Below are 25139 nucleotides of genomic sequence, written 5' to 3' on the forward strand. Positions count from 1 at the left end.
GACGAAGCCCGGTTCCTCCGACAACCACACGAAACGGCGCCGGTCTCCCCGGTGACCTCGCCCGCCGCGCCGCGTTAGACCCGTAGCCACCGGCCACCGAGCGAGGGAGACCGTATGTACGCAGCACCCGCCGCACCACTCACCCGCCGCGCGGTTCTCCGTACGGCCTTCACCGCGGCCGTGTTCGCCGGCACGGCCGCGGCGCTGGCCCCCGTACTGCGCGCCCGCCGTCCCCGCCAGACCCTCACCCCGGCCCCGCTGATTCCGGCGGGCGAGGAGACGTACCGCGGCCGGCACATCGCCGTCGACGCCGCGGGGACCAGCGTCCGGATCGACGGCCGCGCCCTGCACGTCATGCGCCGCTCCGACGGCACGTACCTCAGCGGGATCAACCACTTCCAGTCCTACGCGACCCCGCTGGAGCTCGCCCGCGCGGCCGTCGACGAACTGGGCACCACCCAGCTGGCGTTCGCCGCCGCACACCACGGGCGACAGGAGTAGCAGGGCGTGTACACCCGGCAGAACCAGAAGAACCTGACCAGCGCGCAGAAGAAGCGCTTCACCGCGGCCGTGATCGAGCTCAAGCGCAGCGGCACCTACGACGCGTTCGTCCGCACCCACGACAAGTACTTCGTTCCCGACCGCGACCGCAAACTGCGCGTCGGGCACATGTCGCCGTCCTTCTTCCCCTGGCACCGGCGCTACCTGCTGGAGTTCGAACGCCAGCTCCAGAGCGTCGACGCGGGCGTCACCATCCCTTACTGGGACTGGACCACCGACAACAGTCCGGCCTCCTCCCTGTGGGCGGAGGACTTCCTCGGCGGGACCGGCCGGGAGAGCGACCGCCAGGTGATGACCGGCCCGTTCGCCTACGGGAAGGGCAACTGGACGGTCACGGTCGGCATCACGGAAGCCGCCTTCCTCACCCGCAACCTGGGCCGGCCCGCGAACCCGATCAGCCTGCCGACCCGGGCCGAACTCCAGTGGGCGATCGATGACCCGCTGTACGACAGCTCGCCCTGGGACTCGACGGCCGGGCGCGGCGGCTTCCGCAACAAGCTGGAGGGCTGGGCCGCCCCGAAGAGCGAGAAGTGGCGCAACCACAACAAGGTGCACCAGTGGATCGGCGGCCACATGACGGGCGGCACGGCCCCGAACGACCCGGCCTTCTGGCTGCACCACGCCTTCGTCGACCTGCTCTGGGACCGCTGGCAGCAGCGGCACCCGGCCTCCGGCTACCTGCCCGCCGCCCCGCTCGCGCTCGGCGACCTCCAGCGCGGCCGGGTGATCGCCCTCGACGAGCCCATGCCGCCGTGGGACGTCACCCCGCGCGAGATGCTCGGCCACCAGGGGCTCTACCGCTACGAGTGAGCCCCGGCGGGCGGGTGGCGCAGCCCGAGGACACGAGGAAGGGCCCCCGCCGTCCGGCGGGGGCCCTTCGGGTCACCAGGCGATTCAGCCGCCGTAGTTGCCCTCGGTGTGGTGGCCGCCGTCGTGGCCCGACGCGTTGATGCAGGTGTTGCCGAACGCCGGGTTCAGCAGGCCGATCACGTTGACCGTGTTGCCGCAGACGTTGACCGGGACGTGCACCGGAACCTGGAGCAGGTTGCCCGACAGGACACCGGGGGAGCCGACAGCCGCACCGGACGCTCCGGCATCGGCAGCAGCCAGACCCGCACCGGCGGCAAGGGCGCTACCGGCGGCAGCGGTGATGACGAATGCCTTCGCGATACGCGACATCAAAATCTCCTAGAGAGGAATGGGGGTGCCGCAGGAAACAGAAGTTGCGGCGTTTGACATGGCATACAACGCGGAGAGCGCCCAAGGGTCACGGCCGCTGAGCCGCCGGTGATCTCGGACCGTCCTGTGATCCCGGGCCAAGGCAGGTCGCGGACTACGAGCCGGCCGAGAAACGGGCGGAGGAGAAGTACCGGGGCACCGGCTTGACCGCGCCCGGTGCCAGCACCTCCACCGGGGTGCCCACGCAGCCCGGCTCCCGGTACAGGGCCACCGAGCGGTTCGTCTTGTTCGTCACCGCCCGGCCGCCGCCTCCGAGGGCTGCGACACAGCCCTTGGGGGAGTCGATGCCGTGCGGGCGGTCGTCCGTGCCGAGGTACTGGAAGGCGGGCCCGACGGCCGTCGGGGTCCCGAGGGCTGCGCTGGGGCCGTCGGCCGCGTACGCGCTGCCGCCGGCCGCCGCCCCGGCCGTGGCCGCCAGCAGCAGGACGGGGACCGATCCGGCCCGGACGAGGTTCCGAATGGTGTGGGGGAGAGACAGGGATCGCATGCCCCGCCCAACCCGGCGCGCCCCCGGCGGGGTCACGCCTTGTCACCCCGCGCATGCCTGTGCGACGGTGCGACCGGCGCTGAGCCCGCCTCCGGGAGCCCCGCCCCCGGGAGCCCCGGCACCATGAGCCCTGCCCCCCCAAGAGCCCCGACAGCAGGAGGACGTGATGGCCGCATCGGCGAGCGGGACCCCGGACCGGGCCCGTCCCAGGGTCCGGACCGCCCACGGCGAGGTCGAGGGCAGGACCGGGCCGGGCGGCATCGCCGTCTTCCGGGGCATTCCCTACGCCGCCCCGCCCGTCGGGCCCCTCCGGTTCGCCGCGCCCGAGCCCCCCGAGGCCTGGGACGGGGTCCGCGACGCGGGAGCGTACGGGCCCACCGCGCCCAAGGTGCCCTACCCCGAGGCGTTCGCCGCGCTGCTGCCGGACCCCGACGTCCCCGGGGACGACTGCCTGAACCTCAACGTGTGGACCCCGGAGCCGGCGCCCTCGGCCCGGCTGCCGGTCATGGTGTGGATCCACGGCGGCGCCCTCACCCGCGGCTCCTCGGCCGTGCCCGTCTACGAGGGCTCGGCCTTCGCCCGCGACGGGGTGGTGCTCGTCTCCGTCAACTACCGCCTGGGCGTCCTCGGCTACGGCCTCTTTCCCGACGCCCCCGCCAACCGCGGGCTGCTCGACCAGATCGCAGCCCTGGCCTGGGTCCGGGAGAACATCGCGGCCTTCGGCGGCGACCCCGCCCGGGTCACCGTCTTCGGCGAGTCCGCCGGAGCCATCAGCATCGGCGCCCTGCTCGCCGCCCCCCGTGCCGCCGGCCTCTTCCACCAGGCCGTCCTGCAGAGCGGCGCCCCCGAGGCACTGCCGCGGGACAAGGTGCGCACCATGGTCCGGCGGATGGCCGCGCTGCTCAAGGTCCCCGCCACCGCCGAGGCCTTCACCCGGGCGGCCCTGCCCGATCTGCTCGCCGCCCAGGCGGCCGTACTGCGCCGCTCCTCACCGCTGCTCGGCGGGCCCGCCTTCGGCCTGGTCGCCGACCCGCAGACGCTGCCGCCCGATCCGCTCGAAGCGGCGGCCGCGCGGGGCGACGTACCGCTGCTGCTGGGCTGGACCGCCGAGGAGTACCGGCTCTGGCTGGCCCCGACCGGCACGATGCGGCTGCTGGACCGGCTCGGGCCGCTGTCCGTGGCCCTGGGCCGGATCCGCTCGGGCAAGGACCGGGCCGCCGTACGGGCGCTGCGCGCGGAGCGGCCCGGCGCGGGACCGGCCGACCTCCTCGGCCACCTGCTCACCGACCGGCTGCTGCGCGATCCGCTGCGCGCGCTGGCGGGCGCGGCCGGGCGGAGCGCGCCGAGCTTCGTGTACGAGTTCGCGTGGCCGTCCGGGGTCGCGTGCCTCGGGTCCTGCCACGCCCTGGAGCTGGGCTTCGTATTCGACACCCTGGACGTTCCCGAGGCGTCCTGGCTGGCCGGGCCGGACGCCCCGCAGGAACTGGCCGGGGAGATGCACGGGGCCTGGGTGCGCTTCGCCGTCGACGGGGACCCGGGCTGGGCGCCCTGGAAGGGCGACGGCCCGCCGAAGCTGTTCGGCGGGCCGGTGCGCGGGGAGCGAGGGAGCGCTGAACCGGGGAGTGCGGCGCCGGTGCGCGTGGGCGCGGAGGCTACTCGACGGGCCCTTCCATGACCTTGCTGATGAACTGGATCGGGCCCTCGCCCATGTTGGGCACGTAGGTCTTGGCGTTGTGCCGGCCACCCTGGATGATCTTCAGGTTGGTGTGGATCGGCCCCTTGCCGTAGTCGGCGATGAACTTCTGCACGTTGGGCAGGGTGCTCTTGTTGCTCTCGTTCGTGCCGACCTGGAAGGCCAGGTAGACGTCCGGGCCGCCCTTCTTGGCGATCAGCGCCTTGGCGAGCAGCTCGGGGTTGTTCTCCGCCTTCTCCTTGTCGTGGCCCTTCCACAGGGAGGAGTCGGGGACGATGTCGGGACCGGAGCAGATCGCGGCCTTGAATTTCTCCGGGTGCTTCAGCACGGCCTTCAGGCTGGCGAACCCGCCGGTGGAGGAGCCCATGTAGGCCCAGCCGTCACGGGACTTGACCGTGCGGAAGTTCTGCCGCATCAGGTCCGGGACGTCGTCGGTGAGCCAGGTGCCCATCTTGGGCTGGCCCGGGATGTCGGAGCCGTCCCAGTAGATGCCCTTGTCGTCCGGGCCCGGGTTCAGCACCGGCATGGCCAGGATGAAGGGCTTGCTCTTCCCCTGGGAGTACCACTTGCTGATGCTGGTCTGGAGGCCCAGGTCGGTGCCCATCCAGTAGTTGTTCGGGTAACCGGCGCCGCCGGGCAGCGCGATCATGACCGGGAAGCCGCTCTTGGCGAACTTCGGGTCGTTGTACTCCTTGGGCGCCCACACCCAGACCTTGCCCTTGAACCCGGACTTCTTGCCGGTCAGCGTGGTGACGGCGACGTGGGTGCCGTCGGACAGGGTCATCGAGTTCTTGAAGTCGGCAGCCGGGCCGGTGGGCATCGACATCTTCGAGTTCGGCGGCGGCGTGGGAACCGCCGCTCCACCGGTGTCGCCCCCGGCGGAGCCGGACGGCGGCAGCTGCCCGAAGGAGACCGAGTCGCCCTTGTCGGTGAAGGGCGGTATCTCGTAGTGGCTCATCACGAGCGAGGCGACGGCCGCGAGCGCGAGGACGGAGGCACCGGCGATCACCCACCGCCGGACCCGGGACGGCCGGCGCGGCTCACCGGGGGGCGGCGGAAGCGGCCGATCGTCCTGCCGGCCGTACTGCTGCTCGTACTGCTGTCCGTACTGCTGTCCGTACTGCTGGTCGTACGGCTCGCCGTATGGCTGCTGCTGGTAGGGCCCTTCCGAGCGGTACGGCTGCTGCTGTCCGTCGGGTGCGTGCGACATGTGCGGTTGCTCTCCGGCTGGTGCTGCCCCGTGGGGGCGGGGTGGGACTGCTTTCGATCGAAAGATGAGCGTACGTGCCCACGGGTTCCCGATTTTTACCTCTCTTGAGGTTCCGGGGAGGAGCGCGTTGCCCGGCGCGCAAAGGCTGTGCCGCGTTCCGGTCTGTTCACCGGCCATCCGTGACTATCCCTGGCCTCCGCACATGCCGGTCGGTACGGTACCTCCGCGCCGCCCCGCCCCCTGCCCGGAGGTAACGTCCGTGTTCGGTATGCCCCTCCAGCGCCGGATCCTGATCCTGGTCTCCGGCGTCCTCCTGCTCGCCGCCATCGGTGCGCTCGCCGTCGTACGGGCCTCTTCGCACGCCGAGCAGAAGAACCGGGTCCAGGCCGGCGGGCCGCCGATCGCCCCCGGCCCGGTGTCCCTCGCCGCAGGTGAGGGCGGCCGGCGGATCGTGTTCCGGAACATGGCATGGGGCCCGCACCGCGACGAGCTCGCCACCGCCCAGGCCGGCGCGCCCGAAGGTCCGCGTACCGCCTCCGGGGTCAGCTGCCTGCGCTTCCACGCGGCGGCCGGCACCGGGGTCTGCCTCCAGGCCGACAAGGGCGGGGTGCAGGACGCCTACAAGGCGGTGGTCCTCGACGCCCGGCTGAAGGAGGTCGCCTCCCGCCCGCTGGCCGGGATCCCGACCCGGGCCCGGGTCTCGCCCGGCGGACACCTCGTCGCCTGGACGGTCTTCGTCGGCGGGGACTCGTACGCCGGTACGAACTTCTCGACCCGGACCTCCCTGCTGGACCTGCGCAGCGGGACGTACGAGGCCTCGCTGGAGGACTTCACCATCCACAAGGACGGCAGGACGTACCGCAACGCGGACGTCAACTTCTGGGGGGTCACCTTCGCCGCCGACGAGCGGACCTTCTACGCGACGCTCGGCACCGCCGGCCGGACCCACCTGGTCCGCGGCGACCTCGCGGCGCGCACGGTGACCACCCTGCGCGAGAACCTGGAATGCCCGTCGCTGTCGCCCGACGGAACCCGGCTGGTGTTCAAGAAGAGGGTGCCGGGCCTGTCGGCGGACGCGCCGTGGCGGCTGTACGCCCTGGACCTCGCCACCCTGGCCGAGGTCCCGCTCGCCGAGCAGCGCAGCGTCGACGACCAGGTGGTGTGGACCGACGACAGGACCGTCGTCTACTCCCTGCCCGGGGACTTCGGCGCGGACCTGTACTCCCTGCCCGCCGACGGCGGCGGGGCCCCGGCCCGGCTGATGACCTCGGCCCTCGCCCCCGCCTTCCTCGGCTGACACCGGGCAGGCGGGGACGGGGGACGGGGACGGAAGCGTGGGCGAGGGTGCGGGCGTGGGCGTGGGCGTGGGCGTGGGCCGGGCGTGCGGATGTCCGGCGAAGGACCGTTACGCCGGGATGAGCGTCTTGCGGCGCCGCTTGCGCTGCGCAGCGGCCGACAGCCGCAGCTCGATGACCGACCGCACGGTCGGCCACTCCTCGTCGAGGATCGAGTAGAAGGCCGTACTGCGCACGGCTCCGTCCAGGCCCCGCGAATGGGCCCGGCGGACCCCCTCGCTGGTGAAGCCGAGCCGCTCCATCGCGGCACGCGAGCGTCCGTTGCGGGCGTCCGCGCGCAGCGAGATCCGGCGGACACCCCAGGTCTCGAAGGCGTGGCGGAGCATGAGCAGCTTCGCCTCGGTGTTGATGCCGGTGCCCTGGGCCGCCGGAGACAGCCAGGTATTGCCGATCTCGGCGGCATCGGGGATCGCCGTCGCCGGATCGCCGAACGGGACGCCGGGCACGGCGGGCCACACCAGGGGCCCCTGCCAGTAGTCGAGTTCCAGGAACCGGGTCGAACCGACCACCCGACCGTCGGTGGTTCTGACCACCGCGAACGGGAGCGATCGACCCGCCGCCTGATCGGCGAGGGCACGGTCGATGTACTCGTGTGACGCCTGCAGCCCGTGCGGTACGGGGGTGAAGGCGTAAGTCGTACGATCCTCGGCCCCGGCCAGGGCCAAGGCCTCGGTGTGGTGGGGGGCGAGGGGCTCAAGCCGCACGGAGCGGCCGGCGAGGAGTACGGGTACGGGCACGGAGCCTTCGGTCCTTCTAGGCGGTGGGGTGGTTGCACAGTCTGCGTCCCTGACGTCGCCCCCCGTGCAAAACACGAGTGAAAGGCAACGGGCTGTCAGGTGAACGCGAGTGGCTCAATGTAGCTCCTTAGACTCCTTTCATGAACCCCCAAATTGGCAATGGCGTGACACTCTTTTTTGAGGACTCGGGTCCCCGCGACGGGGCCCCCGTAATCCTGATCCACGGACATCCGTTCAGCCACTCGATGTGGGCTCCCCAGGCGACGGCGCTGACCACGGCCGGTTACCGAGTGATCACCCCTGACCTGCGGGGATACGGGAAAAGTCCGGTGCTGCCCGGCAAAACGCTGCTCGCGGACTTCGCCGATGATCTGGCTGCTCTGCTCGACCGTCTGGGCGTCGAACAGGCGGTCGTCGGCGGTGTGTCCATGGGAGGCCAGATCGCCATGGAGATGCGGCTCCGCCACCCGGGCCGGGTACGGGCCCTCGTTCTCTCCGATACCTCCTCTCCGCCGGAAACCGAGGACGGCAAAACCTTCCGCCGGAACCTTGCCGAACGGCTCCTCGCAGAGGGAATGAAGCCCTATGCCGACGAGGTCATCGACAAGATGCTCGCGTCGTACAACGTGACCGGGATGCCGGACGCGGCGGCCAAGGTCACCGGGATGATGTATGCGACCGCACCCGAGGGCGCGGCGGCCGCCCTGCGCGGGCGCGCCGAACGGCCCGACTACGCCCCGGTGCTCGCGGCGCTGCCGCCCGAGGTGCCCTGCCTGATCGTGGTCGGCCGGGACGACGTCTACACCCCGGTCGCCGAGGCCGAGTCCCTGCACGCACTGGTCCCGCACTCGGTGCTCGCCGTGGTGGAGCGGGCCGGGCACCTGCCGGGCGTGGAACAGCCGGAGGCCTTCAACCGGGCGCTGCTGGAGTTCCTCGCGGGAATCTGACCTGCGTCGCGCGCGGCCACCGGGCCCCGGACGGGCGTACGACCGCCCCGGCCGGGGCTTTCGGCTGTCCGAAGGGTGACGAAGGGGGCTATCGGGCGCCGGACGGCCGGTGTCAGTCTGTCTGCAGGGTGGTGCGCAGCCGGTAGCGGTCCCCGCTGTACTCCACCGTGGACAGCAGCAGCGGCCGCTGGTCCTTGGTGTACACCGTCTGGTCGAGTACGAGCACCGGTGCGCCCTCGGCGATGCCCAGGTGCCCGGCGAGTTCCCCGTCGGCGTTGCGCGCCTCGATGGTCGCCTCGGCGCGGTCGGGTTCCACGCCCCAGCGGCGCAGTTCCTCGAAGAGGGAGGCCTCGCGGAAGTCCGTACGGGAGAGGTCGGGCGCGAGTTCGGCGACCACCAGGGTCCGGTCGACGGCGATGCGCACGTCGTTGAGCAGCCGGACCCGCTCCAGGCGCAGCAGTGGGATGCCGGCGGGCACGTCGAGGCGGTCGGCGTCGTCGAGGGACGCGGTGACGGTGTCGTGGCGCAGGACCACCGAGCTGGCACGCATGTGCTTGCGCCGCGCGGTGGCGGTGAAGGACTCCAGGTCCTTGGGCCACTCGCGGGCGGGCGTGGGCGCCACAGGCGCCGCGACGAACCAGCCGCGCCCGTGGGACGCGGTGACCAGGCCCTGATCGACGAGGTGGGCGAGTGCGCGGCGCAGGGTGACGCGGGAGACGTCCAGCCGGGTGCACAGCTCGCGCTCGGGCGGCAGCTTGCTGCCCTCGGACAGTCCCCGACGGGCGATCTCCTCGCGGATCCGGTCCGCGGCCTGGGTCCACAGGGGGTCGGCCGCACGGGCGGTCGAGGCGGTGGCGGCGATGGCAGCGTCGTCGGTCATGGATCGAACCATACCACTTGCTACCACTTCGGTTCGGGTGCCGGTCGTGGGGTGGGGGTTCTGTCGCGAGGCCGTCGGGACCCTTCCAGGACTTAGGGCCCGACCTTGATGTTTTCTTAAAGACCACAAGAGACCACTGTTGACCAATACAAAACCACTGGTTACCTTCGAGTCGTCCCCACCACCCCGCTCGACGAGGAGCACCAGATGAGTACGGCCACCGCCGCGGTCACACCGGCCGCCGGAAAGAAGCCGGGCCGGATCATGCCGGTCATGCAGCGCATCGGCCGCAGCCTGATGCTGCCCGTGGCCACGCTGCCGGCGGCCGCCCTGCTGACCCGCCTCGGCGGCGCCGACCTGCTGGGCCGCGAGAACTTCCCGCTGATCATCCAGAAGCTCGCGATCGTCCTGGCGGCTGCCGGTGACACCGTCTTCACCCACATGCCGCTGCTCTTCGCGGTCGGCGTGGCCATCGGCTTCGCCAAGAAGTCGGACGGCTCCACCGCACTCGCGGCCGTGGTCGGCTACCTCGTCTTCAAGGCCGTGCTCGCCAGCCCCGCCTTCCCCAAGGGCGTGGACGGCGAGCCGCTCGACGCCAAGGTCTTCGGCGGCATCGTGATGGGCCTGGTCGCAGCCCTCCTCTACCAGCGCTTCAGCCGGACCAAGCTGCCCGAGTGGCTCGGCTTCTTCGGCGGCCGCCGACTGGTGCCCATCCTCAGCGCCTTCGCGGGCGTCGGCATCGGAGTGGTATTCGGAGTGGTCTGGCCCACCGTCGGAGGCTGGTTCTTCCACTTCGGCGAGTGGCTGGTCGGCACCGGCGCCTGGGGCGCGGGCCTCTTCGGCCTCGTCGTCAGGGCCCTCATCCCGATCGGGATGCACCACTTCTTCTCGGTCTTCCCCTGGTTCGAGGCGGGCACCTTCGTCAACCCGGCCACCGGCGCCGAGGTGCACGGGGACATTGCGCGCTTCCTCGCCGGCGACCCGACCGCGGGCCAGTTCATGACCGGCGGCTTCCCGATCTACATGTTCGCGCTCCCGGCGGCCGCCATGGCCATCGCGCACACCGCCCGCCCCGAGAACCGCGTCATGGTCAAGGGCATGATGATCTCCGTCGCCCTGACCTCCTTCGTCACCGGCGTGACCGAGCCCATCGAGTTCGCCTTCATGTTCGTGGCCCCGCTGCTCTACGCGGTCCACGCCTTCCTCTTCGGCGTCTCGATGGCCGTCTGCTACGCCCTCGGCATCCGCGACGGCTTCGGCTTCTCCTCCGGTGCCATCGACTACGTCGTGAACTACGGCATCGCCACCAAGCCCTGGATGCTCATCCCGATCGGCCTGGCCTTCGCCGCCATCTACTACGTGCTCTTCCGCTGGGCGATCGTGAAGTTCGACCTTCCGACCCCGGGCCGCGAACGCGACGAAGACGGCAACCCGCTCACCAAGGCCGAAGCTTCCGAAGCCTGGTTGGATGGTCCTCCCCCAACCGGCCCCGCCCTACCTGACCCCCCCGCGGAACCTCCCGCCACCTAGTGGAACCACCCCCCCCCGCCCGCCAGAACCGGCGGGGGCGGGCGACCCCCAGACTTCGCTAAGGACCCCCCACCATGTCCGGATCCCGCATCACGTTCCTCGAAGGCCAGGCCGACCAGGGCGCAGCCCTCGCCCGGATCGCCGACCGTGTCCGTACCCAGCTCGCCTCCCCGGAGCTCGCCGGGCTGTGCGCCGCCGAGCGCCCCCTGTTCACCGGCATCGGAGCCTCGTACGCCGCCCTCGCCGTCCCCGTGCAGCAGCTGCGCGAAGCCGGGATCGTCACCCAGCGCGTGCTGTCCAGCGAGATCGAGAACGGCACCGGCGGCTTCGACACCGACTGCCTGATCGCCGTTTCCCAGGGCGGCCGCAGCTCCGAGACCATCGCCGCCTTCGAGTGCGCGGCCCCCGGCATCACGAAGACCGCGCTGCTCAACGTGGTCCCCTCACCGCTCGGCGACCTCGCCGACCTCACCGTGGACCTCGGCAACGAGCCCGACTCGTACGCCTCGACCATCGGCTACACCGGCACCATCGTGGCCCTCGACCTGATCGCCGGCGCCGTCGCGGGCCGCGCGGGCGACCCGTGGGGCGAGATCGCCGAGCAGACCACCGCGATCCACTCGCAGGCCACCGAGATCGTGGCGGGCCTGCGGGAGCGCGGCGCCCGCTGTATCGCCTCCGACGGCGTGGCGGCCGGGGCCTCCCGGGCCTCCGCCGAGGAGGGCTCGCTGCTGCTGCGCGAGGTGGTGCGGATGACCGCGGCGCACTCGGCGACCCGCAACTACCTGCACGGCGAGATGGAGTCGGCGGGCAACACCCTCCACCTCGTCTACGGCGACGGCCGCGAGATCGAGCTCGCCCGCTCGCTGGCGGGCGCCGGCCACCTCACGCTGCTGATGACCACGGCCGAGGTGGAGCCGGCGGACAGCCTGTCGGTCGTCCGTCTGCCCGAGGTCGCGGACGCGGTCCGGGTGGTCCTGGAGACGGTGGTCCTCCAGGAGCTGGTCGCCCAGCTCAGCGCCGAGCGGGACGTCCCGATCGAGTCCTTCGTCTTCGCCAACGACGACACCAAGCAGGGCGGCCTCGACATGTCCGACTTCGAGGTCGCGGCCTTCACCCAGGCCTGAGCCCCGGCAACCGGCAACCTCCACCGGCAACCGGCACCGACCCCACGGCCCGCGGATCCTCCGGATCCCGCGGGCCGTGGCACGCGCGGGCCGGCCCTCGCAGCACCCCGCGCCGCTCCCCGGCGCGAGACGCGCGCGGGCGGCCTGGGATCATGCGGGGATGGATCCCTTGTCGGCCGACCTCGTCCGCCTCGCCGCCACCGGCCGGTTCGGAGACTTCTTCGTCGGTGCCCGGTTGCCCGATCTCATCGCGGCGAAGGGGAAGCCCGAGTGGTCGGGGCGGATCCAGGACAAGCACCGCTGGCCGCACTGGTTCTGTTACGGCGGTCTGGAGATCGTCTTCTGCCGGTGCAGACTGCTGGACCGGATGTTCGTACCCGTCTGGCGCGACGGGCTGGAGATCCCGGGGGCCGGCCGCGAACCGGGCTACACCGTCACCACGCCGGTCACCGAGTCACGGTTCACCGCCGCCCTCACCACCGCCGGAATCGCCTGGCGCACGCAGTGGTCGCCGACGCTGCCGGACCAGCGCACGCTCCTGACCGACCCGGCACCCGGCATCGTCGCCGACTTCGTCTTCGTCGCGCCCGACGACGAGGACCCGGTCACGTCGGACTGGCCGCTGGAGAAGGCAGGCACGTACGGCCTGAATCACGGCGCCTGTCCGGAGCCGGACCCGGGCCTGCCCGACGACGGTTACGGAGCCTGACGTGGACGGCGTACTGCAGCAGCTGCGCTCGGTCGGCCCCTTCTTCACCGTGGCCTACGGGAAGGAGCCGCCCGGCCCCGGCTTCCGGCCGCTCGACGAGCTGTACGGGGAGCAGCTCGGGGCCTACGTCGGCGAGGTCGGCCGGCGGATCGGGAGCGGGCCCGGGCGGGTGGCGGCTTCGACCGCACAGTTCGGGATCGTCTCGCGGCTCTGGTCGCTCGGGCTCGGCTGCGCCGTGCTCTCCGGGCGGGTCCCGGACCTCGGACCCGGCGGCCTGTGGTGGCGGCTGCCCGGCGCGGGCTCGCTGGAGCTGTGGCTGCCCGAGCCCGCCGAACTCCCCGGGGAAACCCCGGCGCGGGCCCTCGCGGACACCGTGCTCGGCAACCTCGCGGTGCTCGACACGGCGCTGCGCGAGCGGTTCGGCGTCTCGCCGCGGGTGCTGCGCGGCAACGCCGCCTCCGGGCTGGTCGGGGCCGTCCGGGTACTCACGGACCGGGTGCCGGGCGAGGCGGCGGCGCTGATCGCCGCCGGACTCCTGGCCGACGGCGGCCCGCTCGGCGGGACCGGCACCTATCTCCACGAACCCGGCCTCGGGGTGGCCTTCGTACGCCGCAGCTGCTGCCTGTACTACAAGGTGCCGGGCGGCGGGCTCTGCGGGGACTGCGTGCTGCGCACCAGGTAGAAAGTGGCAAGGGCCACCGGGGAGCGGTCGTGCCGCTCTCCGGTGGCCCCCGTGGTGCCACTGATCGGAAGGCCGGAAGGCCCGGGGATCAGAAGGTCAGGTTCCAGGCGTCGATCTTGCCCGTGTCCTGGCTGGCGTTGTCGTTCACGCGCAGCGTCCAGACACCGTTGGCCACCTCGGTGGAGGCGTTGACGGTGAAGGTCTGGATGATGTTGTCCGTGCTGCCGCCGGTCCGGTTGCTCAGGACGTAGACCGAGCCGTCCGGGGCGACGAGGTCGACCTTGAGGTCACCGATGTAGGTGTGCTTGATGTCCACGCCCACCTTGAGGGTGGTCGGCGCGTTGCCGGTCACCCCGCTGACGGTGATGGCGCTGTTCACGGTCGCGTTGTCGGTGATCGTGACGTCGGTGAGGTTCTCGAAGTACTTGCCGGGGGGCGGGGTCGAGCCGCCGACCGCCTTCAGCGCGTCGACCTGGCCCTCGCCGAAGAACCCGTTGTTGGCCGTGGTCCCCTTGCAGCGGCTGTCCGACGGGCAGGCGGTGTCGTTGGCCTGGGTGGCCAGCGCGGTGCGGATCTGCGCCGGGGTGAAGGTCGGGTTGGCGCTGGCGATGAGCGCCGCGACGCCCGCGACGTGCGGGGACGCCATGGACGTACCGCTCATGGAGCTGTAACCGCCGCCCGGAACGGTGGAGTAGACGCTGCTGCCCGGCGCCGCGACGTCGATGACGCCCTGGCCGAAGTTGGAGAACGAGGCCTTGGTGGTTCCGGTGCCGTTGGCCGCGACCGTGACCACGCCCGGGAGCTCGGTCGGGATGTCGAGGCAGGCGTTGGTGATGGTCCGGTTGGTCGGCGTCGAGTCGTTGGGGCTCGCCGAGTCCGTGGTCTTGTTGGCGAGGTCGTAGTTCTCGTTGCCCGCCGCGGCGACCTGGAGCGAGCCCTTGCTCTCCGCGTACTCCTGGGCGCGCTTGACGCCCTCGATGATCGCGGCCTGGTCGACGTTGTCCGGGCAGTTGAACTGCCACGGGTCCGTGTAATAGCTGTTGTTGGTGACCTTGAACCCGTGGTCGCCGGACCACACGAAGGCGCAGATGGTGTTCTCCGCGAAGAACAGCGAGGTGCCCGGCTCGGCCACGCGGACCGAGGAGATCTTCACGCCCGGGGCCACGCCGACGACGCCCTTGCCGTTCTTGGCGGCGGCGACGGAGCCCGCGACGTGCGTGCCGTGGGTGCCCACGTCGCGCCAGGCGCCGGCCCTGGTGTCCGGCTTGCCGTAGGCGCAGGACGCGGAGTCGGCGGCGTTGAAGTTCGGCGCCAGGTCCTGGTGCTGGTCGTCGACGCCGGTGTCCAGGATGCCGACCTTGACGGAGGCCGAGCCGGTGTTCACGGCCCAGGCCTGGTCGGCCTTGATCTGGCTCATGTCGGCGCGCACGGGCTCACCCGTGGGGGTCGTCGACTGGGACGGGTTCGCGGGCAGCGCCGGGTTGTAGGCGTCGGCCGGTACGTCCGAGGTGCGCGTCGCGCCGACCTTCTGGACCCCGCTGACCCCGCGCATGGTGGCGGCGAAGGTCGAGGAGGTCGAGTGGGCGACGATCACGCCGATCTGGTCGTAGTACGAGAAGACCGTGCCGCCGTTCGCCGTGACGGCGGAACGGACCGCGGAGCTGTCACCGGCGGCGGTGATCACCACGTAGGCGCGGGTGCCGGCAGCCCAGGTCGCACTCTGGGAAGTCGGCGCCGGGGCCTGGGCCTTGGCGGGAGCGGAGGCTTCGGGAATGCCGGCCGGGGACACGGGCGCCGTGCCGGCGAGCGCGGTCGGTGCTCCGAGGGCCAGGGCGCCCAGGGCGGCCGCCAGTACGAGGGTGCGTCGAGGTCGGCTGGATATGTGGGGTATCAATGCGTCCTCCGAAGACGGTCCTGCGGTGCGGGTGGCACCTACCGGTCCGTACGAAACGAGTGGTGGACGCAAGATGTCAGAAGCGTGCCCCGATATGGAAGTACCTTTTGCAGCTAGACGGTTCATCTGATCTTGGCTGGAAAACGACTATCGCCCGAGGTGTTGGGGCCGACCGGGCTGGGCACCGTGGGGGCGAGCCCTGCCCGGCCGGTTCGCGGGGCGCCCCCGTCAGACGGGTACGCCGTCCTTGGTACCGCCCGGCTGCGCAGGTACGGCCGCTTCCTGTCCGTGCCCGTCGTCGGTGAGCGTGCTCTCGTCGAACGGCAGTCGTCCCGCGAGGACTTCGGTCGCCCGGGCCCGGTCGAACTCCTTCGTCCAGGTGCCGATCAGTACGGTGGCGATCGCGTTGCCCGCGAAGTTCGTCAGCGCCCTCGCCTCGCTCATGAACCGGTCGATGCCCACGATCAGGCCGACGCCGTCGACGAGTTCCGGCCGGTGCGACTGGAGACCTCCGGCCAGCGTGGCCAGACCCGCGCCCGTCACCCCGGCCGCACCCTTCGAGGCGATGATCATGAACAACAGCAGGGAGACCTGCTCGCCCAGCGCCAGGGGCGTGCCCATCGCCTCCGCGACGAAGAGCGAGGACATCGTCAGATAGATCGCGGTCCCGTCCAGGTTGAAGGAGTAGCCCGTCGGGACCGTGATGCCGACCACCGGCCGCGAGACGCCCACGTGTTCCATCTTCGCGATCAGCCGGGGCAGCGCCGACTCCGAGGAGGAGGTGGACAGGATCAGCAGGAACTCCCGGCCCAGGTAACGCAGCAGGGCGAAGACGCTGATCCCCGTACACAGCCGCAGCAGCGTGCCCAGGACCACGAAGACGAAGAGCAGGCAGGTGGTGTAGAAGCCGATCATGATGACCGCGAGGGACTTCAGCGCGTCCATTCCGGTCGCCCCGACCACCGCCGCGATCGCGCCGAACGCACCCACCGGCGCCACCCACATGATCATCGCGAGCACCCGGAAGACCAGCTTCTGCACGTAACCGATCCCGCGCAGCACCGGTTCGCCCGCCGCGCCCATGGCCTGGAGCGCGAACCCGCAGAGCAGCGCCACCAGCAGCGTCTGCAGCACCTCGCCCCCGGTGAAGGCCGACACCAGCGTGGTCGGGATGATCCCCAGCAGGAACTCGGGCGTGCTCTCGGCGCCGCCCGCCTTGGCCTGCGCCTCGCCCGCGCTCCGGGCCGCCTCGGTCAGGTGCAGCCCGCTGCCCGGCTCCAGCAGGTTGCCCACGAGCAGCCCGATGGCCAGCGCCACCGTGGACATCACCATGAAGTAACCGAGTGCCAGCCCGCCCACCGCGCCGACCTTGGCGGCCTTGCGCACCGAGCCGATGCCCAGCACGATCGTGCAGAAGATGACCGGCGAGATCATCATCTTGATGAGGTTGACGAAGCCGGTGCCCAGCGGCTTGAGCTCCACGGCGGTGCCGGGGGCGGCGAACCCGACGGCGATGCCGAGCAGCACCGCGCCGATCACCGCGATGTACAGATAATGCGTCTTGTCGCGCCTGGCGGCCACGATGCCTCCTGGTAGTGCCCTTCGCCTCCCTGATGGCGAAGGCGTCCGGAGCGACCATGGCCCGCCGCTGTGACACCGGTCACCCTTGCGTTCATAGAGTTCACGCCCCGGTGCACACTGATCGCCATGTTCCGCTTCCCCCGGCCGCCGCGCAGCCTCGCAGGTCAGCTCTTCGCCATGCAGGTGGTGCTGGTCGCCCTGGTCGTCGCCGGCTGCACCGTCTTCGCGTACGCGGCCGCCCGGGACCAGGCGGAGGAGGCCGCCCGGCGCCAGACCGGGGCGGTGGCCCGCGCGGTCGCCGCCTCCCCGTCGGTGCGGGACGCGGCGCAGCAGGCCCTGCGGGACGGCGGGCGCGGGGCCGGTGACCCCGGCGGACCCACCGCGGCCCTGCAGCCCTACGCGGAGCGGGTCCGGGCCGAGGCGGGCGTGGACTTCGTGACGATCATGGCTCCGGACGGGCAGCGCTGGACCCACCCCGACCCGATGCGCATCGGCGAACCCTTCCTCGGCAACACCGCCCCCGCGCTGCGGGGCGAGACCTTCAGCGAGACCTACACCGGCACCCTCGGCCCCTCCATCCGCGTGGTCACCCCGATCACCGGCGACGGCCGGGTCATCGGCATGGTCTCCGCCGGCATCACCGTCCGCGCGGTCAGCGCCCGCCTCGCCGAGCGGCTCTCCGCCGTCGCCTGGGTGGCCGGCGGGGCCCTCGCCCTCGGCGGGGCGGGCACCTACGTCATCAACGCCCGGCTGCGCCGCCACACCCACGGGATGAACGCGGCCGAGCTGAGCCGGATGTACGACTACCACCAGGCGGCCCTGCACGGGGTCCGCGAAGGCCTGCTGATGCTCGACGGCCGGCGCCGGATCACCCTCGTCAACGACGCGGGCCGCGAACTCCTCGGCCTGCGCGGGAAGATCAAGGGGACCGCGGTCGCCGACCTCGGACTGCCCGCCCCGCTCACCGGGGCACTGCTCGACGACCGGCCCCGGGTGGACGAGGTCCACCTGACCGCGGACCGGGTGCTCGTGCTCAACAGCGCAAGCGTCGCAGGCGGCGGCCGCCGGGGCACCGTGATCACCCTGCGCGACCACACCGAACTGCTCTCGCTGACCGGGGAACTGGACCAGGAGCGCGGATTCACCCGGGCACTGCGGGCGCAGGCCCACGAGGCGGCCAACCGGCTGCACACCGTGGTCTCGCTCATCGAACTCGGCCGCAGCCCGGAGGCGGTGGACTTCGCCACCGCTGAACTGTCCCTCGCCCAGGCCCTGACCGACGAGGTGATCGCCGCCGTCGGCGAGCCCGTGCTCGTCGCCCTGCTGCTCGGCAAGACCGCTCAGGCCCACGAACGGGGCGTCGAGCTGGTCGTCACCCCGGACAGCGAAGCCATCGGATCCGGGCCCGGCAGCCCGCCCGCCCGGGACCTCGTCACCGTCCTCGGGAACCTCGTCGACAACGCCGTCGACGCCCTCACCGGCGTACCCGGTGGCCGGATCTGCGTCACCGTCCGCCCTGACGGCCCGGCCGGCCCCCAGGGGCAGGGCCTGCTGCTCAGCGTCGCCGACAACGGCCCCGGACTTCCCGAGGGAGCGGACGTGTTCCGGCGCGGCTGGTCGGGCAAGGGTGAGGGGCGGGGGCTGGGCCTCGCACTGGTGCGGCAGGTGGCGCACCGGCACGGCGGCAGCGCGGAGGCGGACCAACTGCCGGACGGTGGCGCGCGGTTCACCGTACGACTGCCGGCACGCAGGGAGGCGGACGCATGAGCACACCCGAGGTGCGGGTCCTCGTCGTCGAGGACGACCCGGTGGCCGCCGACGCGCACGCGCTGTACGTCGGGCGGGTGCCCGGCTTCACCGCCGTCGCGGCGGTCCACTCGCTCGCCGAGGCCACCCGCGTCCTGGAACGGACCCGGATCGACCTGCTGCTGCTCGATCTGACCCTGCCCGACGGCCACGGGCTGCGCTTCGCGCGCGGCCTGCGTGCCGCGGGCCACCCCGCCGACGTGATCGTGGTGACCTCGGCGCGGGACCTGGGCGTCGTCCGCGAGAGCGTCTCGCTCGGGGTGGTTCAGTACGTACTGAAGCCCTTCGCCTTCCCCACCCTGCGCGAACGGCTCCTGCGCTACGCGGAGTTCCGCGACACGGCGGCGGGAGAGGCGGCCGGCCAGGACGATGTGGACCGCGCGATGGCGGCCCTGCGCTCACCCCGGCCGGCCGAACTCCCCAAGGGGATCGGCGGCCCGACCCTGGACCGGGTCGCCGCGCTGCTGCGAGCGGCCCCCGAGGGGCTGACCGCGGGCGGGACGGCCGAGGCGGCCGGGATCTCCCGGATCACCGCCCGCCGGTACCTGGAGCACCTGGTGGACACCGGCCGCGCGGACCGCACCCCCCGGTACGGCCAGGTCGGCCGCCCCGAACTGCACTACCGCTGGCTGGCGGCGGCCCCGGCAGGGGCGGGCACCGGCTCGGTGTCGAAGGTGTAGAACTTCCGGTGGTCCAGCATGTCGGCCGGGGTCACGTCGTTCCACGGCCGCATGGTGTCGTTCAGGTCCACGACGTTCGGGGTCCCGGCGGCGGGCAGGTACGGCGACTGCGGGTGCAGCGCCTGCCAGTCGGCCCACAGCTTGTCGATGAAGGCGTGGTGCATCCAGAACACCGGGTCGTTGGGGGAGACCCCGGTGGCCATCTGGCCACCCACCCAGACGTGCACCCGGTTGTGCAGGTTGGCCCCGCGCCAGCCCTCCAGGTGGTTGCGGAAACCGCCGGAGGAGCTGTTCCAGGGAGCCGCGTCGTAGACCGGCATCGCGAGGACGGAGTCCACCTCGGCCCTGGTGGGCAGCTGGGCCACGCCGGTGCCGAGCGCGCGCCGCAGGTAGGAGCGGCCGTCCACCCGTACGGCTATCTCCCACTTGCCCGTCGCGTACGCGAAGGGTCCGTCGAGGACCTGCCCGTCGCGCGCCCGTCCGGTGCCGCCGAGGAAGTCGGCTGCCCAGAGGGAGGAACGGGCGGTCCGGTCGGCCGTCCAGTCCCAGTACGGAAGGGCCACCGCCGGATCGACGGCCTGCAGCGCCGCCTCGAACTCCAGCAGAAACCGGCGGTGCCAGGGCAGGAAGGACGGGGAGCGGTGGCCCACCCGGTCGCCCGAGTCGGTGTCGCCCATGATGAAGCCGTTGTGCGTGGTGACGAAGCGGTCGTAGCGGCCGGTCCGCTTCAGTTCGAGGAGCGCCGCGACGAACGCCCGCTTCTCCTCGGGGGTGAGCGAGGCCTGGTTCTTGCGGATGGTCATCGCATGCCGCCCATCGGGACGAGGGAGGCGCCCTGGAGTTCGCGCACGGCGGCGCGGGCCAGCGGAAGCGGGCCGGAGAAGGTCTCGTAGTGGTTGACGACGCTGATCCAGCTGCCGTCGGCGTTGCGCATCACGTGCAGTTCGCGGCCGTCTATGAGGACGGTGGGCTGGCCGGGGGACTGGTGGCCGCCGTGGTGGCCGCCGTGGTCGTCTCCGCCGCCCGAGGCGGGAAGTATCCGTATGCGGCGGCCCTGGTAGACCTCGTCGACGGTGCCCGCGGGGGTGGCGGGTGCGGCGGGACGGGATCGGGTGACGGCCGCGTGCGCGGTGGCGCCGGCGAGGCCGATGGCGGTGAGTGCGCCGGCAGTGGTGCCTAAGGCCTGTCGGCGGGTGATCTTGTTCATGACCCGAAGAGGTATCAGGGCGCGGAGAACACGGGACCGCTATCCGGACATGCGCGGATAAGTTGCCGATCGAACCAGTTGGATGATCTTCCCGTCCGGACTGGCTCCAGCGGCCCGGACGGGAAGATCTGTGTGAAAAAGCTTAACTGAGTGGAGATCTTGTGGTGATGCGGGGTGGGTATGGGAGGGATCACACCGCAGAGTCGGCCGGAAGCCGCAGTTGGAACCGCCCCCCGGGGCCCGGTCCGGCGCTCAGCGTGCCGCCGTGCGCCGAGGCGATGTCCCGCGCGATGGCCAGCCCGAGCCCGGTCCCACCCGCGTCCCGGCTGCGCGAGGTGTCGAGCCGGGTGAAGCGGGTGAAGATCCGCTCCCGGTCGGCCTCCGGGACCCCGGCGCCGTCGTCGCGGACCTCGAGGAGGACCTCGGCGGGTCCGCCGGAATTGCCGGACCCGTCGGACGACCCGCCGCGCCCGCCGGACCACCCGTCGGACCACCCGTCGGACCCGGCGGTGACGGTCACCGTGACGGCCTCGCGGGCGTGCTGCTGGGCGTTGTCCATGGTCGTGCGGACGTTCATGGGGCCCTCCCGAGCGGCTGTCTCGCTGCCTGTGTCACGGCCTGTGTCACGGCCTGTGTCACCGGCTGGTGATGACTCCACTCTCGGGGCCCCTCCTGAACCCTCCCTGAAGCGTCCTGAAGTCGACTTCAGGACGATCTATCCACTTCTATCCCGTTATAGTCCCGATATGGCTCTCCATGAGACGAAGGACCTGCGTGCCCGCGACGCCGAGACGGACGTGTTCGCGTCCACGCTCAGCGGCGAGATCCTCCCCAAGTACCGGATGCCCGAGGACCACTCGCCCTCCGAGGTGGTCTACGAGCTCCTCCACAACGAGCTGCTCCTCGACGGCAACGCCGCCCAGAACCTGGCCACCTTCTGCACCACCTGGTCGGACGACGGGGTCCACCGGCTGATGAACGAGTGCCTCGACAAGAACATGATCGACAAGGACGAGTACCCGCAGACGGCCGAGATCGAGGCCCGCTGCGTCAACATCCTGGCCGACCTGTGGAACGCCCCCGCCGGCTCCACCGGCACCGGCTGCTCCACCACCGGCTCCAGCGAGGCCGCCATGCTCGGCGGCCTCGCCCTCAAGTGGCGCTGGCGCGAGCGCCGCCGCGCCGCCGGACTGCCCACCGACAGGCCGAACCTGGTGTGCGGGCCCGTCCAGGTCTGCTGGGAGAAGTTCGCCCGGTACTTCGACGTCGAGCTCCGCCAGGTTCCCCTGGAGCCCGGAGCCACCGGCCTGCGCCCCGGGCAGCTCGCCGCGCACGTGGACGAGAACACCATCGGCGTCGTCGCCATCCTCGGCGTCACCTACACCTGCGTCTACGAGCCCGTCGCCGAGATCGCCGCCGAACTCGACCGGATCCAGGCCGAGCACGGCTGGGACGTGCCGATCCACGTGGACGCCGCCAGCGGCGGCTTCGTGGCCCCCTTCCTCCACCCCGACGTGGTCTGGGACTTCCGGCTGCCGCGCGTGGCCTCCGTCAACACCTCCGGGCACAAGTACGGCCTCGCCCCGCTGGGCGTCGGCTGGATCGTCTGGCGCACCGCCGAACTGCTCCCGGCCGACCTCGTCTTCTCCGTGGACTACCTCGGCGGGGACATGCCCACCTTCGCCCTCAACTTCTCCCGGCCGGGCGGCGAGATCATCGCCCAGTACTACCTGTTCCTGCGCCTGGGCCGGGGCGGATACCGCCGGGTCCAGCAGGCCTGCGCCGACACCGCCCAGTACCTCGCCCGCGAGATCGAGACCATCGGCCCCTTCACCCTCCTCTACGACGGCCAGGGCGCACTGCCCGCCGTCTCCTACCGGCTCACCGACCCGGAGGGTGCGGGATTCACCCTCTACGACCTCTCCGACCGGCTCCGGATGCGGGGCTGGCAGGTGCCCTCGTACCCGCTGCCCGCCGAACGCGACGACACGGTCATCCAACGGGTCCTGATCCGGCACGGGGTGACCCGGGACCAGATCGCGCTGCTCGTCTCCGACCTGCGCCTCGCCGTGGAACACCTCGTCGCGCACCCGCAGCCCGTGCCCGCGGCCCCGCCCCGGTCGGGCTTCCACCACTGACACCCGCCGGGAAGGGCCCGGCCCTCTGAGGACCACCGGGAAGGGCCCGGCCCCCTGGCACCCACCGGGAAGGGCCCGGCCCTCAGGACGCCGGCCAGCGCATTCCCAGCTCCGTCAGCGCGGCCGTCCGCTCCGGGGTGAGGGACGCGGCGCGGGAGCGCTGGTTGGCGACCCAGGAGCCGAGCCGCAGGTCCCGGTCGCCGACCCGCTCCACGTGCGTACGGGGCACCCGCAGGTGCCGCTCGCGGTCGTGGAAGCGCCGGGCCGCCTCCAAGTGCGCCGCCCACGCGTCCGCATGGGCGACCCGGGGCCTCGGCCGGTCCGGGGCCTCGGCCGGGGTCACCCCGAGGGTGTGCTCCAGCAGCCAGCGCTGGGCCCAGGCGAGACGCTCCCAGGAGGTGCGCTGGCCGCGCAGCCACACGCCGAGGTCCTCGCCCTGGACGACGGCCTCCCCGGGGCGCGCCGGGAGCCGGCCGCCCGCGTCCAGGTGGACCCGGGTCAGGTGGAAGCACCGCTGCCAGGAAATGTCCCAGGCCGGACACCAGGACGCGTCGATGGCCTCCAGGGCCTCCCGGCGCTCCTCGGACAGGGCTCCGGGGCCCTCCCGGCGGGCCGCCGCCCGCTGGTTCTTGACCCAGACCCCGACCGGGGCGCCGCGCCAGGTGGCGTCCACCGGAGGCAGCAGGTGACCGTGCTCGGCCGCCCAGCCGCTCGCCGCCGCGAGCCCCTCCTCGAAGGCCACGTCGAAGTGGCTCCACACCATGCCCAGTTCGTCGAGCTGGTCCACCCGCCGTCGGCCGAGCGCCCCGCGGCGGTACGTGCGCCGGGCATCGGCGATCCACTGGCCGAGCGGGAACCGGGCCAGCCCCGGCGGCCACGGGGCCTCGCCGCCGAGGGCCTCACCGGCCGCCGCGCCCGCCTCTTGGGCTCCACCGGCCGAGGGCACCTTGAACGCGAACGGCACCTTGAGGTCCCCGGCGATCCCGGCGTAGATCCGGGCGGCCTCCACCCCGCGCCGCCAGTGCTCGTGCTCCGGGTGCAGGACGCGCAGCCGGACGAAGGCGGCCAGCAGCGCCGGGTCTCGGGGCGTGGAGAAGCTCAGCAGGGCCTCCGCCCCGCCGCGCAGCCCGGAGCCGCCCACGGACTCCGCGCCGCCCGCGCCCGGTGCCCCGGGCCGGCTCGGGGCCTGGGGCTGCGCCAGGGACTCGACGAGCCGGGTGTCGTGGGCCCGTAGCGCCTCCAGCAGCCGCGCGAGGTCCCCGTACGCCCGCGAGGTCAGCATCGTCTCGGGGGACTCGCCCGGCCCCAGCAGCACCGGCACCACGAGGGAGGCGACCTTGCCCTCCCCGGGCCGGATGCGCAGCGCCCGGCCGACGGCCTGCACCAGGTCGGGCATGGAACCCCGTACGTCGGCCCAGAAGACCGAGTCGCACTCCTTGGTGTCCACGCCCTCGCCCAGTACGCGGACGCTGCCCAGGAAGGCCTTGTCCGCGACCCGTTCGTCCGCGAAGGCGCCCAGCACCCGCCGCCGGTGCGCGGCCGTGTGCTGTCCGCACAGCCAGTCCGCCCAGACCGTACGGGGGTACACCGGCCGGGGGGCCCAGCTCGTGGCGCGCAGCCGGGCGGCCACCGCGGGCAGCCCGGCCGCGAAGGCCTCGGCCTCCTTGGTCAGGTGGTGGAAGACGAGGGTGCGCCGGAACCCCTGCCGCACGGCGGCCGTCACCAGCGCCGTCTGGAGCGCGGCGAGCCGCACCCCGCGCACGGCGTCGGAGCGTCCGTCCGGCCCGAGGAGCACGGCCGCCTGGAACTCCGGATCGCTGACGTCCACGCAGACCACCCGGTAGGGCGCGCAGATGCCCCGGTCGACGGCCTCCGAGAGGGTGAGGGTGTGGCAGCGCGCGCCGAACGGCCCGTCCGGATCGTCCTCCATGGAGGCCACCAGGTCGCCCCGGCCGCGCCCGCCTTCCGGCGGCCGGCCGGTGCCCCCGGTGCCCTCGGCAGGCTCGGATTCCTCGGCGGACTGCCAGACCCGGGGCGTGGCCGTCATGTAGAGCCGGCGGACCGAGGGGATCCGCAGGTTGTCGTGCACCACCGCCCATGGCTTGCCGATCCGCCCCGAGGTCCGGTGCGCCTCGTCGACCACGATCAGGTCCCAGCCGGGCAGCCCCTCGCGGTGCGCGCGCTCGATGGTTCCGAGGCCCAGTGAGGCGTACGTGGCGTACACCGTGACCCGGTCGACGGGTGGGCCCGCCCAGTCGGCCAGTTCGGCCGGGTCGGTGGTGGTGGGCATTCCCGCGTCCTCGCCGCGCAGCGAGCAGACGGCGAAGGAGCGGCCGGTCCGGCCGCCCTCCCGCCAGGCCGTCGCGGTCTGTACGAGGAGGTCCAGGGAGGGCACCAGGACCAGGACCCGGCCGGCCCGCAGTTCCGCGGCCGTGTGCACGGCGACCAGCGACTTGCCGGAGCCCGTTGCCATGATCACCTGAGTACGGAGCCCGGTCCGTGGGACCCTGCGCCCGGCGGGCAGCTCCAGCGCCCGCACGGCGGCGTCGACGGCCTCGCGCTGGTGCGGACGGAGTTTCTGCCTGCTGATGCGTTCCACCTCCACCGTGATCTGCCGGTTTGCTTCCAGCTCCTATCTTGCCCCCATTTTGAATCAATGAGGGGGAGATCGCACCG

22 protein-coding genes and 1 pseudogene are annotated in these 25139 nt (G+C 72.3%); 12 read left to right on the forward strand and 11 right to left on the reverse strand.

Annotated features, from left to right (window positions below):
- The first annotated feature begins 114 nt into the window (after positions 1–114).
- Positions 115–501, forward strand: a complete 387-nt coding sequence (locus tag ACFWBW_RS09360) for a tyrosinase family oxidase copper chaperone (protein WP_385369951.1) — start codon at positions 115–117, stop codon at positions 499–501.
- Between the two features lie 6 nt (positions 502–507).
- Positions 508–1371: a tyrosinase family protein gene (locus ACFWBW_RS09365; protein WP_385369953.1), complete on the forward strand. Its 864-nt coding sequence runs from the start codon at positions 508–510 to the stop codon at positions 1369–1371.
- 84 nt (positions 1372–1455) lie between these two features.
- On the opposite strand, the gene ACFWBW_RS09370 is transcribed toward ACFWBW_RS09365, so the two are convergent.
- A complete protein-coding gene (locus tag ACFWBW_RS09370; RefSeq protein ID WP_385369955.1) occupies positions 1456–1740 on the reverse strand; it encodes a chaplin in 285 nt (94 codons plus the stop codon).
- A gap of 154 nt (positions 1741–1894) precedes the next feature.
- On the reverse strand, positions 1895–2287 hold the full coding sequence (locus ACFWBW_RS09375; protein ID WP_385369957.1) for a hypothetical protein: 393 nt from the start codon (positions 2285–2287) through the stop codon (positions 1895–1897).
- 166 nt (positions 2288–2453) lie between these two features.
- Between ACFWBW_RS09375 and ACFWBW_RS09380 the strand changes: the two genes are divergently transcribed.
- The gene (locus ACFWBW_RS09380; RefSeq protein ID WP_385369959.1) at positions 2454–3962 is read left to right on the forward strand and encodes a carboxylesterase/lipase family protein; all 1509 of its coding nucleotides are present in this window, start codon (positions 2454–2456) and stop codon (positions 3960–3962) included.
- Here the strand turns inward: ACFWBW_RS09380 and ACFWBW_RS09385 are convergent.
- Complete coding sequence (locus ACFWBW_RS09385; protein WP_385369961.1) at positions 3940–5190, reverse strand: alpha/beta hydrolase; 1251 nt, start codon at positions 5188–5190, stop codon at positions 3940–3942. The genes ACFWBW_RS09380 and ACFWBW_RS09385 overlap by 23 nt on opposite strands.
- A 268-nt stretch (positions 5191–5458) precedes the next feature.
- On the opposite strand from ACFWBW_RS09385, the gene ACFWBW_RS09390 reads away from it, so the two are divergent.
- Positions 5459–6487, forward strand: coding sequence for a TolB family protein (locus ACFWBW_RS09390; RefSeq protein WP_385370134.1), 1029 nt, complete (start codon positions 5459–5461; stop codon positions 6485–6487).
- Between the two features lie 108 nt (positions 6488–6595).
- On the opposite strand, the gene ACFWBW_RS09395 is transcribed toward ACFWBW_RS09390, so the two are convergent.
- Positions 6596–7282 (reverse strand): GNAT family N-acetyltransferase, encoded by a 687-nt coding sequence (locus tag ACFWBW_RS09395; protein WP_385369963.1) that lies wholly within the window; start codon positions 7280–7282, stop codon positions 6596–6598.
- Between the two features lie 140 nt (positions 7283–7422).
- On the opposite strand from ACFWBW_RS09395, the gene ACFWBW_RS09400 reads away from it, so the two are divergent.
- Positions 7423–8229: an alpha/beta fold hydrolase gene (locus ACFWBW_RS09400; RefSeq protein WP_385369965.1), complete on the forward strand. Its 807-nt coding sequence runs from the start codon at positions 7423–7425 to the stop codon at positions 8227–8229.
- Between the two features lie 112 nt (positions 8230–8341).
- On the opposite strand, the gene ACFWBW_RS09405 is transcribed toward ACFWBW_RS09400, so the two are convergent.
- Positions 8342–9109 (reverse strand): GntR family transcriptional regulator, encoded by a 768-nt coding sequence (locus ACFWBW_RS09405; RefSeq protein WP_385369967.1) that lies wholly within the window; start codon positions 9107–9109, stop codon positions 8342–8344.
- Between the two features lie 207 nt (positions 9110–9316).
- Here ACFWBW_RS09405 and ACFWBW_RS09410 point away from each other — a divergent pair, with 207 nt between their 5' ends.
- From ACFWBW_RS09410 to ACFWBW_RS09425, 4 genes are all read left to right on the forward strand, one after another.
- Positions 9317–10639, forward strand: coding sequence for a PTS transporter subunit EIIC (locus ACFWBW_RS09410; RefSeq protein WP_385369969.1), 1323 nt, complete (start codon positions 9317–9319; stop codon positions 10637–10639).
- 74 nt (positions 10640–10713) lie between these two features.
- Positions 10714–11766 (forward strand): SIS domain-containing protein, encoded by a 1053-nt coding sequence (locus tag ACFWBW_RS09415; protein ID WP_385369971.1) that lies wholly within the window; start codon positions 10714–10716, stop codon positions 11764–11766.
- A gap of 160 nt (positions 11767–11926) precedes the next feature.
- Positions 11927–12475 carry a hypothetical protein gene (locus ACFWBW_RS09420; RefSeq protein WP_385369973.1) on the forward strand — a complete coding sequence of 183 codons (549 nt, stop codon included), beginning with the start codon at positions 11927–11929 and terminating at the stop codon, positions 12473–12475.
- Position 12476: 1 nt separating this feature from the next.
- Entirely contained in the window at positions 12477–13157 is a 681-nt protein-coding gene (locus ACFWBW_RS09425) for a (2Fe-2S)-binding protein (protein ID WP_385369975.1), read from the forward strand.
- Between the two features lie 88 nt (positions 13158–13245).
- On the opposite strand, the gene ACFWBW_RS09430 is transcribed toward ACFWBW_RS09425, so the two are convergent.
- Positions 13246–15051 carry a S8 family serine peptidase gene (locus tag ACFWBW_RS09430; RefSeq protein WP_385369977.1) on the reverse strand — a complete coding sequence of 602 codons (1806 nt, stop codon included), beginning with the start codon at positions 15049–15051 and terminating at the stop codon, positions 13246–13248.
- Between the two features lie 228 nt (positions 15052–15279).
- Positions 15280–16632: a cation:dicarboxylate symporter family transporter gene (locus ACFWBW_RS09435; RefSeq protein WP_385369978.1), complete on the reverse strand. Its 1353-nt coding sequence runs from the start codon at positions 16630–16632 to the stop codon at positions 15280–15282.
- Positions 16633–16758: 126 nt separating this feature from the next.
- Between ACFWBW_RS09435 and ACFWBW_RS09440 the strand changes: the two genes are divergently transcribed.
- Both ACFWBW_RS09440 and ACFWBW_RS09445 read left to right on the forward strand, forming a co-directional pair.
- The gene (locus tag ACFWBW_RS09440; RefSeq protein WP_385369980.1) at positions 16759–18399 is read left to right on the forward strand and encodes an ATP-binding protein; all 1641 of its coding nucleotides are present in this window, start codon (positions 16759–16761) and stop codon (positions 18397–18399) included.
- A complete protein-coding gene (locus ACFWBW_RS09445) occupies positions 18396–19118 on the forward strand; it encodes a response regulator (RefSeq protein WP_385369982.1) in 723 nt (240 codons plus the stop codon). The genes ACFWBW_RS09440 and ACFWBW_RS09445 overlap by 4 nt, the downstream gene beginning before the upstream one ends.
- Here the strand turns inward: ACFWBW_RS09445 and ACFWBW_RS09450 are convergent.
- The 3 genes and pseudogenes from ACFWBW_RS09450 to ACFWBW_RS09460 form a co-directional block, all read right to left on the reverse strand.
- Positions 19058–19921 carry a tyrosinase family protein gene (locus ACFWBW_RS09450; RefSeq protein ID WP_266902150.1) on the reverse strand — a complete coding sequence of 288 codons (864 nt, stop codon included), beginning with the start codon at positions 19919–19921 and terminating at the stop codon, positions 19058–19060. The genes ACFWBW_RS09445 and ACFWBW_RS09450 overlap by 61 nt on opposite strands.
- Complete coding sequence (locus ACFWBW_RS09455) at positions 19918–20325, reverse strand: tyrosinase cofactor (RefSeq protein ID WP_385369984.1); 408 nt, start codon at positions 20323–20325, stop codon at positions 19918–19920. Before ACFWBW_RS09455 ends, ACFWBW_RS09450 begins: the two co-directional genes overlap by 4 nt.
- A 190-nt stretch (positions 20326–20515) precedes the next feature.
- Positions 20516–20884, reverse strand: a pseudogene (locus tag ACFWBW_RS09460) (ATP-binding protein); the annotation flags it as partial.
- A 187-nt stretch (positions 20885–21071) separates the two neighbouring features.
- Between ACFWBW_RS09460 and ACFWBW_RS09465 the strand changes: the two are divergent.
- On the forward strand, positions 21072–22463 hold the full coding sequence (locus ACFWBW_RS09465) for a glutamate decarboxylase (RefSeq protein WP_385369986.1): 1392 nt from the start codon (positions 21072–21074) through the stop codon (positions 22461–22463).
- A gap of 82 nt (positions 22464–22545) precedes the next feature.
- On the opposite strand, the gene ACFWBW_RS09470 is transcribed toward ACFWBW_RS09465, so the two are convergent.
- Positions 22546–25062 (reverse strand): Helicase associated domain protein, encoded by a 2517-nt coding sequence (locus tag ACFWBW_RS09470; protein WP_385369988.1) that lies wholly within the window; start codon positions 25060–25062, stop codon positions 22546–22548.
- Between the last annotated feature and the right edge of the window lie 77 nt (positions 25063–25139).

It is taken from the genome of Streptomyces sp. NPDC059957 (genome assembly GCF_042730015.1).
Classification (GTDB): domain Bacteria; phylum Actinomycetota; class Actinomycetes; order Streptomycetales; family Streptomycetaceae; genus Streptomyces.

What these genes read in the sequence shown, in the direction of transcription:
- ACFWBW_RS09415 (WP_385369971.1), top strand. Translation starts at nt 10,714, where the DNA reads ATGTCCGGATCCCGCATCACGTTCCTCGAAGGCCAGGCCGACCAGGGC.
- ACFWBW_RS09455 (WP_385369984.1), bottom strand. Translation starts at nt 20,325, where the DNA reads ATGAACAAGATCACCCGCCGACAGGCCTTAGGCACCACTGCCGGCGCA.
- ACFWBW_RS09375 (WP_385369957.1), bottom strand. Translation starts at nt 2,287, where the DNA reads ATGCGATCCCTGTCTCTCCCCCACACCATTCGGAACCTCGTCCGGGCC.
- ACFWBW_RS09420 (WP_385369973.1), top strand. Translation starts at nt 11,927, where the DNA reads ATGGATCCCTTGTCGGCCGACCTCGTCCGCCTCGCCGCCACCGGCCGG.
- ACFWBW_RS09465 (WP_385369986.1), top strand. Translation starts at nt 21,072, where the DNA reads ATGGCTCTCCATGAGACGAAGGACCTGCGTGCCCGCGACGCCGAGACG.
- ACFWBW_RS09440 (WP_385369980.1), top strand. Translation starts at nt 16,759, where the DNA reads ATGTTCCGCTTCCCCCGGCCGCCGCGCAGCCTCGCAGGTCAGCTCTTC.
- ACFWBW_RS09400 (WP_385369965.1), top strand. Translation starts at nt 7,423, where the DNA reads ATGAACCCCCAAATTGGCAATGGCGTGACACTCTTTTTTGAGGACTCG.
- ACFWBW_RS09385 (WP_385369961.1), bottom strand. Translation starts at nt 5,190, where the DNA reads ATGTCGCACGCACCCGACGGACAGCAGCAGCCGTACCGCTCGGAAGGG.
- ACFWBW_RS09360 (WP_385369951.1), top strand. Translation starts at nt 115, where the DNA reads ATGTACGCAGCACCCGCCGCACCACTCACCCGCCGCGCGGTTCTCCGT.
- ACFWBW_RS09380 (WP_385369959.1), top strand. Translation starts at nt 2,454, where the DNA reads ATGGCCGCATCGGCGAGCGGGACCCCGGACCGGGCCCGTCCCAGGGTC.
- ACFWBW_RS09390 (WP_385370134.1), top strand. Translation starts at nt 5,459, where the DNA reads ATGCCCCTCCAGCGCCGGATCCTGATCCTGGTCTCCGGCGTCCTCCTG.
- ACFWBW_RS09445 (WP_385369982.1), top strand. Translation starts at nt 18,396, where the DNA reads ATGAGCACACCCGAGGTGCGGGTCCTCGTCGTCGAGGACGACCCGGTG.
- ACFWBW_RS09450 (WP_266902150.1), bottom strand. Translation starts at nt 19,921, where the DNA reads ATGACCATCCGCAAGAACCAGGCCTCGCTCACCCCCGAGGAGAAGCGG.
- ACFWBW_RS09370 (WP_385369955.1), bottom strand. Translation starts at nt 1,740, where the DNA reads ATGTCGCGTATCGCGAAGGCATTCGTCATCACCGCTGCCGCCGGTAGC.
- ACFWBW_RS09410 (WP_385369969.1), top strand. Translation starts at nt 9,317, where the DNA reads ATGAGTACGGCCACCGCCGCGGTCACACCGGCCGCCGGAAAGAAGCCG.
- ACFWBW_RS09405 (WP_385369967.1), bottom strand. Translation starts at nt 9,109, where the DNA reads ATGACCGACGACGCTGCCATCGCCGCCACCGCCTCGACCGCCCGTGCG.